This is a genomic window from Corynebacterium sp. MSK150, assembly GCF_030229215.1.
Classification (GTDB): domain Bacteria; phylum Actinomycetota; class Actinomycetes; order Mycobacteriales; family Mycobacteriaceae; genus Corynebacterium.
In genome coordinates this window covers 138495-152164 of sequence record NZ_JASPHM010000005.1, presented here as the reverse complement: position 1 = coordinate 152164, position 13670 = coordinate 138495, and the positions used below count along the sequence as shown (strand labels likewise).

Sequence of the window (13670 nt, the reverse complement as noted above, 5' to 3'; positions counted from 1 at the left end):
ATGCAATATCGAAATCAGACCCTTGAAGCCCTAACCGCCTAGAATTAAACCAGTCCAACTTTCGGGGGCCAGTTCAGAGCGCGAAGGGCGGTGGAGACGGCTGTGGTCGGCCGGAGGCTAGACGGCGCGGAGGCGATCCAAGCGGGCGCGGGCGGTGACCGTGAGCGTCGGGGGCAGTGCGGCCATGCGCTCGGCGAGTTCGCCGGCGCTGATGTGGCGCGCGGACGGGCTCATGCCGACCTGAGCGGCGACGGAGGCCTTATCAAGCTCGATGGGGAACGAGATATCCACCGGGTCGGCCGCCTGCTCGAGAAAGCCCTCGGCCTGCTCATACATGCGCTCCACCTTGCCTTCTTCCACGCCAAGGATGCCGAGCGGCTCGCGCAGCTCATCCAGGTGTCCGGCGCCCGGGGTCAAGACGATGACCTGGCCACCCGGGGCGAGCACGCGTTGGAACTCGGCTGGATTGCGCGGGGCAAAGACGACGGAGATTGCGTTGACGGACTCATCCCGGATGGGCAGGCGCTCCCACACATCGGCCACGACGGCGCCGACGCGCGAGTGGCACTTAGCCAAGTGCTTCGCGGCGTGCGGGGAAATGTCGAGGCCGACGCCGCGGGCCTCCGCGATGGAGTCCAGAGTATGCGCCAGGTAGTAGCCGGTGCCGGCACCCACCTCGAGGAGGGAGGCGGGCGTGGACTCGGCCAGGGAGGCGGAATCCAGTGCGTCCTGGACGGCCCCGGTTACCGCCTCGACGAAGGGCGCGAAGTGGCCCATGGCCAAATAGGTCTCGCGGGCGTTGACCATATCCATGTCATCGCCCTTGTGCTTGAGTCCGGCGCCGGCTGCCAGGGTGACGTAGCCCTGCTTGGCCACATCATAAGAGTGGCCGGATTCCGAAACGAGGCGAGAGAAATCATCGGCACCAGAAAGCGCGGTGCCATCGTTGGGATCGGCCAGTATGTCGACGATATGAGAAAGCATGTACCTAGACTAGCTAGAAACCTCGGTCAACAGGGAACCGAGCTCGGCGGCCTCGTCCTTGCTCAGCTCGATGACGATGCGACCGCCGCCATCCGAGGGGATGCGCATGACAATTTTGCGGGACTCCTCTACTGCTTCCATTTCTCCGCCCGTGGTGCGCGGCTTCATTGCTGCCATAGTGAGTCTCCTTTTAGTTAACTTCTTTTCCTTCCAGCTTAGACCTTTTCTGCGCGGAAGATAGTTGTTCCTCCAATTGCGCGAGGAGATCGTCTACCTGGTCCTGGCGGTATCCACGGGGAACTACCTCGAATTTCACCTGGTCAAGGCGGCCTTCACGGAGGGCGGCGCGGTTATTTTCGCGCACCTTCTGCGGCTCGTCGAGCGGGTGCATGACCTCGCCGCGGCCAAAAATGGAGCCCCATACCCAGGTGCCGATGACGGTCAGGGCGATAAGGACTAGGAGGAGCATAATCCAAGACAGCATGGCTTAAACCTTACCTTTTAGCGGCGGGCGTTGAGCAACGGGCGCGATGACCCCGGCGCGGGCGAGCAGCGTGCGCGCGACTACCTCGGCCATCGGCGCCAGCTCGTGCAGCGGCCGGTTGCGGTGTACCCGCGTGCCCAGGTCTACCTGTGCGATTGTGCCCCGCTTGCCGACGTCCACCATTAGCCCCGCTTCCACCCCATAGCCCTCCACGAAGGGCAGTTCTAGGGCGGTGGCGCGGCGCAGGGCGTATTCGCCTCCGAGGGGTTGATCGATGTGGGCGAGCTCGGGAAAGAACTGCTTGATGAGCGGCTTGGCGGTCAATTCGGTCACGCGGCCACCGCCGGTGGGCTGGCCGTTGAGGCTGCGGCGGTAGCGGGCTTTGACCATCTCCACCGCTGGGTCGGCGAAGGGCGCGGCCAGGGCCGAGACCATGCCGGGTGCGGCGGATTCAAGGTCGGCGTCGACAAAGACGACGATGTCTCCCTTCGCTGCGGCAACCCCGCGCCAGAGGGATTCGCCCTTCCCGGGGCGCGGTTCCTCTGGAAGGATATCGCGCCAATTGCGCACGTCCGCTCCGGCGGCGGCAGCGCGGGAGGCGGTGGCGTCGGTGGAGTCGGCGTCGATGACGAGCACCTCAAACGGTTCATCGGCGAGGCAGGCGCGCACGACGTCCGCGACAGTGCCCTCCTCGTTGAGCGCTGGAATGATAACGGAGACGTTCATGCAAGGCCTCGCGTGGTTACTAGCGGGGCGACCTCGCCTTGGATGGCGGCGGTCATGCGTATGACATCGGCGGTCTCGGCCACCTCGTGCACGCGAAAGGCGGCCACGCCGCGGGCCGCGGACCACGCGGTGGCGGCCAGGGTGCCGGCCACGCGCTCTCCTACTCCGCGGTCGAGCGTCTCGCCCACGAAGTCCTTATTGGATAGCGCCATAAGCACCGGCCATCCGGTGGCCACGACCTCGTCGATGCGCCGCAGGAGCTCGAGCCCATGGAAGGTGTTCTTGCCAAAGTCATGCGTCGGATCGATGAAGGTCAGTTCCTCCGGGCAGCCGAGGGAGGCGGCGCGCTCGGCCAGTTGGGTGGTTTCCGCGATCACATCGGCCACCACGTCGTCGAAGTGGACGCGATGCGGCCGGGTGCGCGGGGTGATGCCGCCGGTGTGCGAACACACATAGCCCACACGGTGGTGGCCGGCGACCTCGATGAGCTCGGGGTCCCAACCGGCCCAGGTGTCATTGACCAGGCCGGCGCCGGCTGCGATGGCGGCCTCGGCCACCTCGCTGCGCCAGGTATCGACGGAGATGAGCACATCCGGGTGGCGCTCGTGCACCTTCTCGATGGTCGGCACCACGCGGTCGATTTCCTCCGTCGCGTCCACGGCCTTGCCGGGGCCAGCCTTCACGCCGCCGATATCGACGATCGATGCACCGGCAGCGATCACCTCATCACAACGGCGCAGCGCCGGGTCAAGGTCAAAAGTTGCGCCCTTGTCATAGAAGGAATCCGGGGTGCGATTGACAATCGCCATCACACGCGCGAGGCTCAACGCGGCTCCCTGATGCGCTTATCGCTCATGACTTGGTGGCGCTGGATGATGTGGGAGAGGGCCTCATCGGGGTCGTCGGTAAGCAGGAAAAGCTCCCGGTCGCCCTCGTTAATATAGCCATTGGCCGCGAGCGTGTTGTCCATCCATTCCAGCAGGCCGGACCAATACTCGGTGCCCATGAGCACGATGGGGTAATTGGTCACCTTTCCGGTCTGCACCATGCACATGACCTCGAAGAACTCATCCATCGTGCCCATGCCGCCTGGCAGGCAGATGAAGGCCTGCGAGTATTTCAAGAACATCGTCTTGCGGGCAAAGAAGTAGCGGAAATTCAGGCCCAGGTCCACATACTCGTTAAGGCCCTGCTCGTGGGGCAGCTCGATGCCCAGGCCCACGGAGAGCCCGCCGGCCTCGTGGGCGCCGCGGTTGGCTGCCTCCATGATGCCGGGGCCGCCACCGGTGATAACGGCATAGTTGTGCTCGGCCAGCTTGCGGCCAACCTCGACGCCCAGCTGGTAGCTCGCATCCTCCGGCGTGGTGCGTGCGGAGCCGAAGACGGTAACGGCCTTCGGCAGCTTGGAGAGCGCATCGAAGCCAGCGACAAACTCGCCTTGGATGCGCAGGACTCGCCACGGATCGGCATGCTGCCACTCATGGTCCGCGCCGGATTCCAAGAGCCGCTGGTCAAAGGTGGAGGCCTGCTCGCCTTCGGTGCGCAGCAGCATCGGGCCGCGCAGGGTGCGCATCTGCTCAGGGGTCATGGTCTATCCCTTCAGGTAGTTCAAGAGGGCGGTGGATACTTCGGTGATCTGCGCGGTGGGGACCTGCTCGTCCTTCTTGTGCGCGAACCCGGGGTCGCCGGCGCCAAAGTTTACGGCCGGGGTGCCCATTTCGGAGAAGCGGGCGACGTCGGTCCAGCCGTACTTGGCGCGGACGTTGCCCCCGACGGCGTCGATAAGAGCCTTGGCCGCTGGCTGGCCCAAGCCAGGCTGGGCGGCGGGGGCGATGTCATCGATTTCGATGGTGACATCTTCTTCTTCGCCGATGATGGACTTCATGTACTCCAGCGCCTCGTCGCTCGTGCGGTCCGGCGCGAAGCGGAAGTTTACAAACATCCACGCCTCATCCGGCAGCGTATTGGTGGCCACGCCGGACTCGAGGTGGACGATGTTGAGGCCCTCGCGGTAGGTGCAGCCATCGATGGTGACATCGCGGGACTCATAGGCGGCGATGCGGCTCATGATGGGCGCGAGCTTGTGTGCTGCGTTGGATCCGAGCCACGCGCGGGCCGAGTGCGCGCGGGTGCCGTGGGCGGTAACGCGCAGGCGGATGGAACCCTGACAGCCGGCCTCCACCATGGCACCGGAGGGCTCGCCCAGCAGCGCGAAGTCGCCCTCGAGCCACTCCGGGTGGTCTTTTTGCAGGTGGCCCAAACCATTAAATTCAGTAGCCACCTCTTCCCCCTCGTAGGCGATGACGGTGAGGTCATGCTTTAGCTCGTTCGCTTCGTGCAGCTGGGCAAAAGCATTGAGGTAGACGGCCATGCCGGACTTCATGTCCACAGTGCCACAGCCCCACATAATCTCCACCCCGTCTTCAGAGGTTTCCATGTGATGCGGTACATTTTCTGCCAACGGAACGGTATCGATGTGGCCGGCGAGCACCACGCGGGAATCTAGTCCGCGGTTCGTGCGGGCGCACACGGTATTTCCGTAGCGGGCAACCTCGACGTCCAAACCGCGCAGCGCCTCTTCGATGGCGTCTGCGATGGCCTCCTCATGGTGGGAGGGGCTCGGAATATCCACGAGCGCCTTGGTCAGTTCGATGGGGTCTGCATATAGATCTAAAGTCACAAAGCGCCATGCTAGCGCTCCGCGCAGCTCACCGCATTGTGTAAAGTTCACTTCACTGCAAATAATTCGTCCTCCCTAAGGTGATAACAATGGCCGAAGCCACTCAATTGAAATCCCGTCATCTCACGATGATGGGTCTTGGCTCTGCCGTAGGCGCCGGTCTTTTCCTCGGCGTCGGCCTCGGCATCCAGATTTCCGGCACCTCCGTGCTCATCTCCTATGCCGTGGCCGGCGCGCTCATCGCACTGGTGATGTGGATGCTTGGTGAAATGGCCGCCGCCCGCCCCTCTTTGGGGTCATTTTCCACCTACGCCGGCCAGGCCTTCGGTCACTGGGCGCGCTTTACCATGGGGTGGATTTACTGGTTCATGCTGATCATGGTCATGGGTGCCGAAATCACCGGCGCGGCCGCCATCATTTCCAACTGGTTCGATATTGCCCCGTGGATTCCAGCGTTTATTGCTGTGGCCTTCTTCGCGGTGGTCAACTTCGCGGCCGTGGGCGGTTTTGGTGAGTTCGAGTTCTGGTTCGCCATCATCAAGGTCGGAGTCATCGTCGCCTTCCTAGTCATCGGCGTCCTTATGGCACTGGGCATCCTGCCGGGCATGGATGTCTCCTTGGCCGGTAGCAACTTCACCGATAATTTCCTGCCCAATGGCATGCCTGGATTCGCCGCCGGATTGCTGGCCGTCGCCTTTGCCTTTGGCGGCATCGAGCTGGTGACCATCGCGGCGGCCGAGTCCGAGGACCCGGCGCACAACGTCGCCACCGCGGTGCGCGCCATCATCGTGCGCATCATGATTTTCTACATCGGCTCCATCGTGGTGATCACCATGGCTCTGCCGTTTAGCTCCATCCAGGACGCCGATGTCGCGGCCGATTCCCCCTTCACCCTGGTGCTCGCGGCCGCCAAGATTCCCTTCGCGGCCGGCTTCATGGAAGCGATCATCGCTCTAGCGCTGCTATCTGCCTTCAACGCGCAGATTTACGCCACCTCCCGCCTGGTCTTTGATATGGCCAAGGACCACTGCGCCCCGGGATTCTTCCTCAAGCAAAACCGCGCCGGATCCCCCATCAACGCAGTCATGTTGTCCATGGTCTTCGCCTTCGCTTCGGTGGGCCTGCAGTTCTGGAACCCGCCGGGGCTTCTGGCATTCCTCTTCAACGCGGTCGGAGGGTGCCTGCTAGTCATCTGGGCCTTCATCGTCGCGTCCTTTATCAAGTTGCACCCCGTGCTGCGCAAGAACGGCGAGCTGACAGAAATCCATGTGCCTGGCTTCCCCTGGCTGCCCTGGATCACGGCCGCCGCCCTGGCCGGGCTGACCCTGCTGATGCTCTTTGATCCGGCCGCGCGCAACCAGGTCATCTCGGTGCTCATCCTGGCTGCGGTGCTCGTCATCTTGTCTTTCGTGCTTCCTACCGGCCAGCGGGCGGGGGCACGGAAGTAGTTGCTAAGCTAGCGGGCATGACTTCTGCATCCGCACGCGGCCTAGCAACCATTACCCATGACGGCACCGTCTTGGACGTATGGTTCCCGGCCGTACACACCGATAAGAACGTAGAGACCACCGAAACCAAGCGCTTGGAGGAGGTACCCCAGCAGTTCTCCGCGCTGGCGGGCCCGGACGAGGAGCGTGGCGTGGCCCGCGTTGCCGTTGAGACCTCCATCAAGGATCTGGATGACGCCCCCGTCGATACCTACGATGCTTACCTGCGCCTGCACCTCCTGTCCCACCGCGCGGTCAAGCCGCACGGCCTGAATATGGATGGCATCTTCGGCCACCTCAATAATGTGGTCTGGACCAACTACGGTCCGTGCGCCGTATCCGATTTCCAGATGGTGCGCGGCCGCCTGGCCTCCCGCGGCCCGGTCGTTGTCTACTCCGTGGACAAATTCCCCCGCATGGTGGACTACGTTGTGCCGTCCGGCGTCCGCATTGGTGACGCAGACCGCGTGCGTCTGGGTGCCCACCTGGCTGAGGGCACTACCGTTATGCACGAGGGCTTCGTCAACTTCAACGCCGGCACCCTGGGCGCCTCCATGGTGGAGGGCCGCATCTCCGCGGGCGTCGTCGTGGGCGATGGCTCCGATATCGGCGGCGGCGCGTCCATCATGGGCACCCTATCCGGCGGCGGCAAGGAGGTCATTTCCATTGGCGAGCGGTGCCTCCTCGGCGCCAACTCGGGCATTGGCATTTCGCTTGGCGACGACGCCGTGGTCGAAGCCGGCCTCTACGTCACCGCCGGCACCAAGGTAACCGTCTTTGGCAAGGTCGCGGAAGCACTGGGCGTCGACAATGGCGAAAACGTCAAGGGTTCCCAGCTCTCCGGCGCCTCCGGCATGCTCCTGCGCCGCAACTCCGTCTCCGGTGCGGTTGAGGCCGTGGAGTGGAAGGCCGAGGCCGTCGCGCTCAACGACGAGCTGCACAAGAATTAACACCCCCGATTCCTATAGCCCAATCGGGCAAAATAAGATGGAGGGGTGACTGATAACTCCTCCACCCTCGGTTCTGGCCTGAAGGTCCGCCACCTGACCATGATGGGGCTAGGCTCCACCATCGGTGCCGGGCTTTTCTTGGGCACCGGCGTTGGCATTTCCGCCGCCGGCCCCGCCGTGCTCCTCGCCTACGTCATCGCTGGCTTTCTGGCCATTTTGGTGATGCAGATGCTGGGCGAGATGGGCACCGTTATCCCCGCCTCCGGCTCCTTTTCCGAATACGCCGAACACGGCATCGGCCGCTGGGCGGGCTTTACCCAGGGCTGGATCTATTGGCTAGCCACCGTCGCCGTACTCGGCGCCGAAATCACCGGCGCGGCCGGCTTCATTGGCTCTTGGTTCAACGTCTCGCCGTGGATTCCCGCCGCCATGTGCGTGGTCCTCTTCGGCATCGTCAACCTGCTGCGCGTGCGCAGCTTCGGCGAATTCGAGTACTGGTTCGCTCTCATCAAGGTCGTTGTCATCGTGGCCTTCCTCATCATCGGCGCGCTGCTCATCCTGGGTCTCCTGCCCGGCCATTCCTTCATCGGCACCTCAGTCTTCCTAGAGGACGGCTTTATGCCCAACGGTCTCGGCGGCGTCGCGGCCGGCCTGCTCGCAGTAGCCTTCGCCTTCGGCGGCATCGAGGTGGTTGCCATCGCCTCTGCCGAATCCGAGGACCCAGAGAAGTCCCTGGTAAACGCCGTACGCTCTACCATCTTGCGCATCTCCGTGTTCTACCTGGGCTCCGTCCTCGTCATCACGTTCCTCCTGCCCTATTCCATCCTGGGCGGCGCCTCCACGGCCGCAGAATCGCCCTTCACCATGGTTCTCGAGCGCGCCGGCATCCCGGGCGCGGCCGGCATCATGGAAGTCGTCATCGTCCTCGCGCTACTGTCCGCCTTCAACTCGCAGATTTACGCCTCCTCCCGCATGATGCACTCCCTAGCCTCCCGCGGCGAGGCCCCGCGCATCTTCACCACCACCAATAAGGACGGCGTTCCCACCACTGCCATCGGCCTCTCCGTCCTCCTCTCGGCCGTCATGGTCGTACTCAACTACGCCGATACCGGCTGGCTCCTTACCTTCATGCTCAACGCCGCCGGCGCCTCCCTGCTCATCGTCTGGGTTTTCATCGCCGTCAGCCAGCTGCGCCTGCGCCGCCAACTCGAGGCCCTCCATCCCCTCCCCATCCGCATGTGGGCCTTCCCCTACCTCACCTGGTTCGCCCTCGCCCTCTTTGCGGCCATCGCGGTGCTCATGCTTACCGACGCCACCGCCCGCACCCAACTCCTCTCCGCCGCGACCATGTTCGTGGTGCTCGCCATCGCCGGTGTCATCAATTCCAAGGTTCGCGGCATCAACCCGACCTCGACGCTGCCCCTCACCTAGCCCCTCGGCCACTCCCCGCCCTTCGCGCTCACCGGCACGAGGCTGGGTCTCTCTTTTCGCCCCCTCGTGAGCGCCAAGGGCGAGCTTTCCCACGCCCCTCCCGCCGCGCTCACGGGGAGCACAAATCAGGGCAGCCCGGGGCCGCCGGTGAGCGCGAAGGGCAGTTATCCACAGCCATCCGGACCACGCAGCGGAAAATCGCCCCCGAACCCCGGGTTATCCACAGGATGCTGCGACGCGCATAGCTCCAGCCCAACACGACCGCTTAGGTTAAGTCCCATGGGGGAATGGACTACCGCGGAACTGCGCGGGCAAGGTTTGAGCAAGGACGCGATTCGTCGCAAGGTGCGCGATGGGAAGCTCTATCGCGTGCATCGGGGGATCTATACCGATGAATGGACGCCCTGGGCGGTGGCGCGGACGCTGGCGCATGGGCTCAGCCGCATCCATTTCACGGGAAAGACAGCGCAGGAGATTTACCTCGGCCGGCAGCTGTCGTTTCCTCTGGAAGCGGAGGGACCGCGCACTTTGAAGGGGAAGAACTTTCGCGTTTCACACTCGCGGCTTCGGGCTACACACAAGGTCAACGGCCTTCCGGTGGTGCAACCGTTGTGGGCCGCGCGTAGGATTTCGCGGGCCTGCAGGCCTCTTTTGGAAGAACACTACCGGGGAAAGCACGGACCCGGCCGTCTAGAAAAGGACCGTCGGCGAATGCGGCGCGTCCCGAGGTCCCTAAAGGAGACGATTCGGCACGCAGCGATTGGAGCGGATAGCCCACCGGAGCGCACTTTAAGCAGAAAGCTGCGCACTGAAGGAATTCTCCCAGAACACAATGCTCTCATTGCGGGGTACCGCTTTGATCTCAGGATTGGAAGGCTCCTTGTAGAAGTCGATGGCTGGGAATACCACAAACACAGCGTGGCCTTTCAAGCTGACCGGTCCAAACAAAACGCGGCCGTCGCCCACGGATATACGGTCTTGCGCTTTACTGCCGACGACATCAACTACCACCTCAGCGAAGCCGTCCTGCTTATCAAAGCCACTCTTGACGTGCTAAAAGGCCGCAACCCTGAGCTTCCTACCTCAGCAAATCAGCCTTACTGGAAGTGGCATCTATGTGTGAAACATTTGCCGTAATGACAATTATCCTTTACACTAAGGTATATAAGAACGACACACAGTAAAGGAGTCCAGATGGCCGACCACCCCAACATGGTCCGCAAATGGCGCCGCTGGCTCGAATTATCACAAGCCGAACTCGCTGAAAAAGCCGGCGTCTCCCGCCAGACCATCGCCAATATCGAACGGGGCAATTACTCCCCTTCCGTGCACCTCGCACTGGACATTTGCCACGAACTAGGTAAATCCGTCGAAGAAATCTTTGGAGCTGAACAACATGATTAACGCCATTGCCAACTACTCCCTCAATGAAATCGAGCGCACGACTCGCGATGAATTCGAACGCGACACGCTCTACAAAGCCTGCGCAATTGGCATCACCCTCATCCCATTCCTCGAGCTCGCCGTCGCCGCAATCCTCGCCTGGGTACTCCCTGGCCAAATGAGTATGCTGTGCTTCCTCGCGCTCATACCATCCATCCTCGGCAATTCCATCGGCACAGCTTGGATGCGCAAGCGCGTCGCCACCCCGCTGGTGAGCCGCAACTGGACGGCAATGACCGTCTACTTCATCCCGCTCATCGCCATGTTCACCGGCATTGCCTATAACGCCTACGCGCCTGCCGACGGCCACAGCCCCGCCTCTTACCTCCTCGGCACCGCCGTCGGTGTCATCGCCGTACTCATCCTCACCCCCTTCATTCGTCGCCGGCAGCACCGCCGCGACCAGGCTCGCCTCGATGCCGAGCTCGAAGACTAATCCCCCTCCCGTCCCTTCCCTCCACCCGCCCTTCGCTCTCACCGCGGACGGCGGGTTCTCGCGTTTTTCTGCCCCAGTGAGCGCGACGGTAGGTTCCTCCCCCCCCTTGCCGCTCACCGAGAGCAAGAAAAAGCCCCACCACCGTGCGCTGGTGAGCGCGAAGGGCGATGGGGTGGGGCGAAGCTTGACAGAGGGCCAGGCTAGGCAGGCTCGGTTTCGTGAATAACCTGCGGCGTCTTCGGCTTCGAGCGGAAGGTCCACAGCTTATTCAAAATGAAATTGATCGGCATGGCAGCAATGATGGAAATTGCCGATGCCCAGTACACCTTTGTACGCAGACCGGTTGAATCATCCAGAATGTCTGAGGGCAAATGCAGCGGCGAAGTCGGATTCATCAACAATGTCGCCACGACTTGGCTTACGAGGAAAGCTCCAACGCCAGCGAGCAGGAATGGGAAGAAGCCACGCAGCCAGGACACTTTCGTGACTGAGCGGAAGGTCCACATTCGGTTGAGTTGGTAGTTCCAAGTGTTCGCGACCAAGAAGGCGATAGTCAGGAACACGTGATACCAGCGGATATGAAAAACGGAACCAAAGAGGTTGATAAATGGATCGTCCGCATCAATGCCGCCGGACCACCAAGTAATCTTTCTGCACAAGTAAACTACGAAAAGATTGACAACGGTACCGGAACCGCCAACGATGCCGAATTTGAGAAACTGCCCAAAATTGGACACAAAGCGCGCGACGCTGAGATCTGCCATGGGCCGCCTTTCTAGCCAGTGATTGAATAACTACTCGATTGTAGTTCTTAAGGCCTGGGAACTGAAAAATTGACGCTCGGAATGTGATAGAGGATCTATAAAAGTTATAGCCTCGTGGAGCAGGGCGAGCGGGGTTCGGAAGTCATAGAGGTCGAGCTCGCGCGGGGTGGGATAGGTATCGTCGCCGAGCAGCGGGTGGCCGAGGTGATTGAGCAGCACCCGCAGCTGGTGGGTATGTCCGGTGCGCGGCCACACGGTCACCTCCCGGCCGGCGGCGCGCACATACGTGGAGGTGAGCGTGCCCTTGGAAGCGACGAGCACCTGGCGCGCCCCGCGGAGCTTGTGCATGCGCAGGGTGATTTCCCGGTCTACGAAAAGCGGCTGCTTGACGACGCCCCGATACCTCTTCACCGCACTCCCCTCCAGGAAGATGCGCTGGTAGGCGGCGCGGGTTTCGGGATTGCGGGAGCAGATGACGAGGCCAGCGGTCAGGCGGTCCAGGCGGTGCAGGGGTACTATGTCGTCTTCGCCAAAATCCACGCGCAGGCGGGTTTGCAAAGTTTCGCGCTGGAGTCGGCCGTTGGTGGTCGTGGGGAGGAAGTGCGGCTTATCGACCACGATGAGGTCGCGGTCGACGTGGACCACGGAGTAGTCGAAAGGAATCGGGCGCTCCGGAGGAACGGAGGGGTGGTACCAAGCGGGCACGGGGTGCGGGAGCGCGGCGCCGGACGGCAGCACGGTGCCGGGCGAAAAGGGAGAGTCGCCGGCACGGGCGGCGAAGTACTCCCTTTCTTCCGGAACGCGGCCGCGCAGGACCGTTTTGCGCGGCGAAATGCCCGCGCGGCTGGGAGGCCTGCCGGAATTAGGCACCGGCGAGGCGGTCGACGGCGGCATCGATGCGCTCATCGGTGCCATTGAGGCCGATGCGCACGTGCTTCTCGCCGGCTGGGCCGTAAAAGTCACCCGGGGCCGCGAGGATGCCCCGCTCAGCAAGCCAGTCGATGGTATCGCGGCAATTCTCGCCGCGGGTGGCCCACAGGTACATGCCGGCATCGGAGTGATCGATGGTAAAGCCGGCGTCGACAAGCGCGTGCATGAGCACCGCACGGCGGGAGGCGTAGCGGTTGCGCTGGAGGGCCTCGGTGTCGTCGTCGTTTAGCGCGGCGACCATGGCGGCCTGGATGGGACCTGGAACGATGAGGCCGGCGTGCTTGCGCAGCTGGAGCAGCTCGGCGATGAGCTCGTTATCGCCCGCGAAGAAACCGGCGCGGTAAGAGGCCATATTCGCGGTCTTGGACAGCGAATGCATGGCGATGAGCCCGGTGTTATCGCCATCGGTCACGCGCGGATCAAGGATGGATACCGGCGGGTTATCGTCGTTCCACCCCAGGCTCATATAGCACTCATCGGAGGCGATGATGGCGCCGGTATCGCGCGCCCACGCCACGATGCGGCGCAGTTCCTCCACGCCGAGGACGCGGCCGGTGGGATTGGACGGCGAGTTCAAAAAGACCAGGGAGGCATCCTGGAAATCGGAATCCGCGCGCAGCGGCGTGGCGCCGGCGAGCAGGGCGCCCACCTCATAGGTGGGATAGGCCACCGACGGGAAGGCGACGGTCTCGCCGCGCATGCCCAGAAGCGTGGGCAGCCAAGCGATGGCCTCTTTGGTGCCGACCACCGGCAGGACGCGATCCACCTGCATGTTATAGCGGCGGGTGAGCGCGGCGGCGATGGCCTCGCGCAGCTCCGGGGTGCCGGCGGTCTGCGGGTAACCAGGGTTCTGCGCGGCTGCGGTCAAGGCGAGCTGCACGCCTGGGGACACAGGGTCAACGGGGTTGCCCACCGAGAGGTCAACGATTCCACCCGGGTGGGCCTGGGCCTTCTTCTTGGCGCCGGCCAGCGAATCCCAGGGGAAGTCTGGAAGCGTCTTTCCTAGCGGTGTGCGTGCCATGTCTTACTCCTGATTCTGTGGCGGAAGCGCGGCAATCATCGGGACGTCAAAGTCCTGCGGGCCGAGGGCCGCCGCGCCGCCCGGGGAGCCCAGGTCGTCGAAGAAGGCTGCGTTGGCGTCGTTGTAGTCCAGCCATTCATCGGGAACGTCGTCCTCGTAGAAGATGGCCTCGACCGGGCAAGCTGGCTCGCAGGCGCCGCAGTCCACGCACTCATCCGGGTGGATGTAGAGCATGCGCTTGCCCTCGTAGATGCAGTCAACAGGGCATTCCTCAACGCAGCCGCGGTCCATTACGTCAACGCAAGGCTGTGCGATCGTATAAGTCATGGAGATT

At 63.0% G+C, this 13670-nt stretch carries 17 protein-coding genes; 6 read left to right on the top strand and 11 right to left on the bottom strand.

Features of this window, described 5'->3' with window-relative positions:
* Positions 1-117: 117 nt before the first annotated feature.
* From QP941_RS04955 to dapE, 7 genes are read right to left on the bottom strand one after another with little or no spacing between them, the layout of a single operon-like run.
* Complete coding sequence (locus QP941_RS04955) at positions 118-984, bottom strand: methyltransferase domain-containing protein (protein ID WP_284844055.1); 867 nt, start codon at positions 982-984, stop codon at positions 118-120.
* A gap of 9 nt (positions 985-993) precedes the next feature.
* Positions 994-1161 carry a DUF3117 domain-containing protein gene (locus QP941_RS04950; RefSeq protein WP_005323535.1) on the bottom strand — a complete coding sequence of 56 codons (168 nt, stop codon included), beginning with the start codon at positions 1159-1161 and terminating at the stop codon, positions 994-996.
* Between the two features lie 13 nt (positions 1162-1174).
* Complete coding sequence (locus QP941_RS04945) at positions 1175-1468, bottom strand: DivIVA domain-containing protein (RefSeq protein WP_005327512.1); 294 nt, start codon at positions 1466-1468, stop codon at positions 1175-1177.
* Positions 1469-1471: 3 nt separating this feature from the next.
* Positions 1472-2194, bottom strand: a complete 723-nt coding sequence (locus tag QP941_RS04940; protein WP_284844056.1) for a glucosyl-3-phosphoglycerate synthase — start codon at positions 2192-2194, stop codon at positions 1472-1474.
* Positions 2191-3003 carry a dihydropteroate synthase gene (gene folP, locus QP941_RS04935; RefSeq protein ID WP_284868216.1) on the bottom strand — a complete coding sequence of 271 codons (813 nt, stop codon included), beginning with the start codon at positions 3001-3003 and terminating at the stop codon, positions 2191-2193. The genes QP941_RS04940 and folP overlap by 4 nt, the downstream gene beginning before the upstream one ends.
* Positions 3004-3017: 14 nt before the next feature.
* Positions 3018-3782, bottom strand: a complete 765-nt coding sequence (locus QP941_RS04930) for an LOG family protein (protein ID WP_284868211.1) — start codon at positions 3780-3782, stop codon at positions 3018-3020.
* A gap of 3 nt (positions 3783-3785) precedes the next feature.
* The gene (dapE, locus tag QP941_RS04925) at positions 3786-4874 is read right to left on the bottom strand and encodes a succinyl-diaminopimelate desuccinylase (RefSeq protein WP_284844057.1); all 1089 of its coding nucleotides are present in this window, start codon (positions 4872-4874) and stop codon (positions 3786-3788) included.
* 89 nt (positions 4875-4963) lie between these two features.
* On the opposite strand from dapE, the gene QP941_RS04920 reads away from it, so the two are divergent.
* The 6 genes from QP941_RS04920 to QP941_RS04895 all read left to right on the top strand — a co-directional run bounded on the left by QP941_RS04920 (position 4964) and on the right by QP941_RS04895 (position 10621).
* Complete coding sequence (locus QP941_RS04920; RefSeq protein WP_284868209.1) at positions 4964-6322, top strand: amino acid permease; 1359 nt, start codon at positions 4964-4966, stop codon at positions 6320-6322.
* Between the two features lie 17 nt (positions 6323-6339).
* On the top strand, positions 6340-7311 hold the full coding sequence (gene dapD / locus QP941_RS04915; RefSeq protein WP_284810604.1) for a 2,3,4,5-tetrahydropyridine-2,6-dicarboxylate N-succinyltransferase: 972 nt from the start codon (positions 6340-6342) through the stop codon (positions 7309-7311).
* A 99-nt stretch (positions 7312-7410) separates the two neighbouring features.
* Positions 7411-8742 carry an amino acid permease gene (locus QP941_RS04910; protein WP_350309276.1) on the top strand — a complete coding sequence of 444 codons (1332 nt, stop codon included), beginning with the start codon at positions 7411-7413 and terminating at the stop codon, positions 8740-8742.
* Between the two features lie 279 nt (positions 8743-9021).
* Positions 9022-9879: a type IV toxin-antitoxin system AbiEi family antitoxin domain-containing protein gene (locus QP941_RS04905; protein WP_284868205.1), complete on the top strand. Its 858-nt coding sequence runs from the start codon at positions 9022-9024 to the stop codon at positions 9877-9879.
* A gap of 57 nt (positions 9880-9936) precedes the next feature.
* A complete protein-coding gene (locus tag QP941_RS04900; protein ID WP_049377975.1) occupies positions 9937-10146 on the top strand; it encodes a helix-turn-helix transcriptional regulator in 210 nt (69 codons plus the stop codon).
* The gene (locus tag QP941_RS04895; RefSeq protein WP_284868203.1) at positions 10139-10621 is read left to right on the top strand and encodes a transcriptional regulator; all 483 of its coding nucleotides are present in this window, start codon (positions 10139-10141) and stop codon (positions 10619-10621) included. Before QP941_RS04900 ends, QP941_RS04895 begins: the two co-directional genes overlap by 8 nt.
* A 200-nt stretch (positions 10622-10821) precedes the next feature.
* Here QP941_RS04895 and QP941_RS04890 read toward each other — a convergent pair whose 3' ends face one another.
* The 4 genes from QP941_RS04890 to fdxA are packed head-to-tail and all read right to left on the bottom strand — an operon-like array spanning position 10822 to position 13663.
* Entirely contained in the window at positions 10822-11385 is a 564-nt protein-coding gene (locus tag QP941_RS04890) for a GtrA family protein (protein ID WP_284868202.1), read from the bottom strand.
* 30 nt (positions 11386-11415) lie between these two features.
* A complete protein-coding gene (locus QP941_RS04885) occupies positions 11416-12291 on the bottom strand; it encodes a pseudouridine synthase (protein WP_284868200.1) in 876 nt (291 codons plus the stop codon).
* Positions 12248-13336: a succinyldiaminopimelate transaminase gene (dapC, locus tag QP941_RS04880; protein WP_284868199.1), complete on the bottom strand. Its 1089-nt coding sequence runs from the start codon at positions 13334-13336 to the stop codon at positions 12248-12250. The genes QP941_RS04885 and dapC overlap by 44 nt, the downstream gene beginning before the upstream one ends.
* Positions 13337-13339: 3 nt before the next feature.
* Complete coding sequence (fdxA, locus tag QP941_RS04875) at positions 13340-13663, bottom strand: ferredoxin (RefSeq protein WP_005327491.1); 324 nt, start codon at positions 13661-13663, stop codon at positions 13340-13342.
* Positions 13664-13670: the final 7 nt, after the last annotated feature.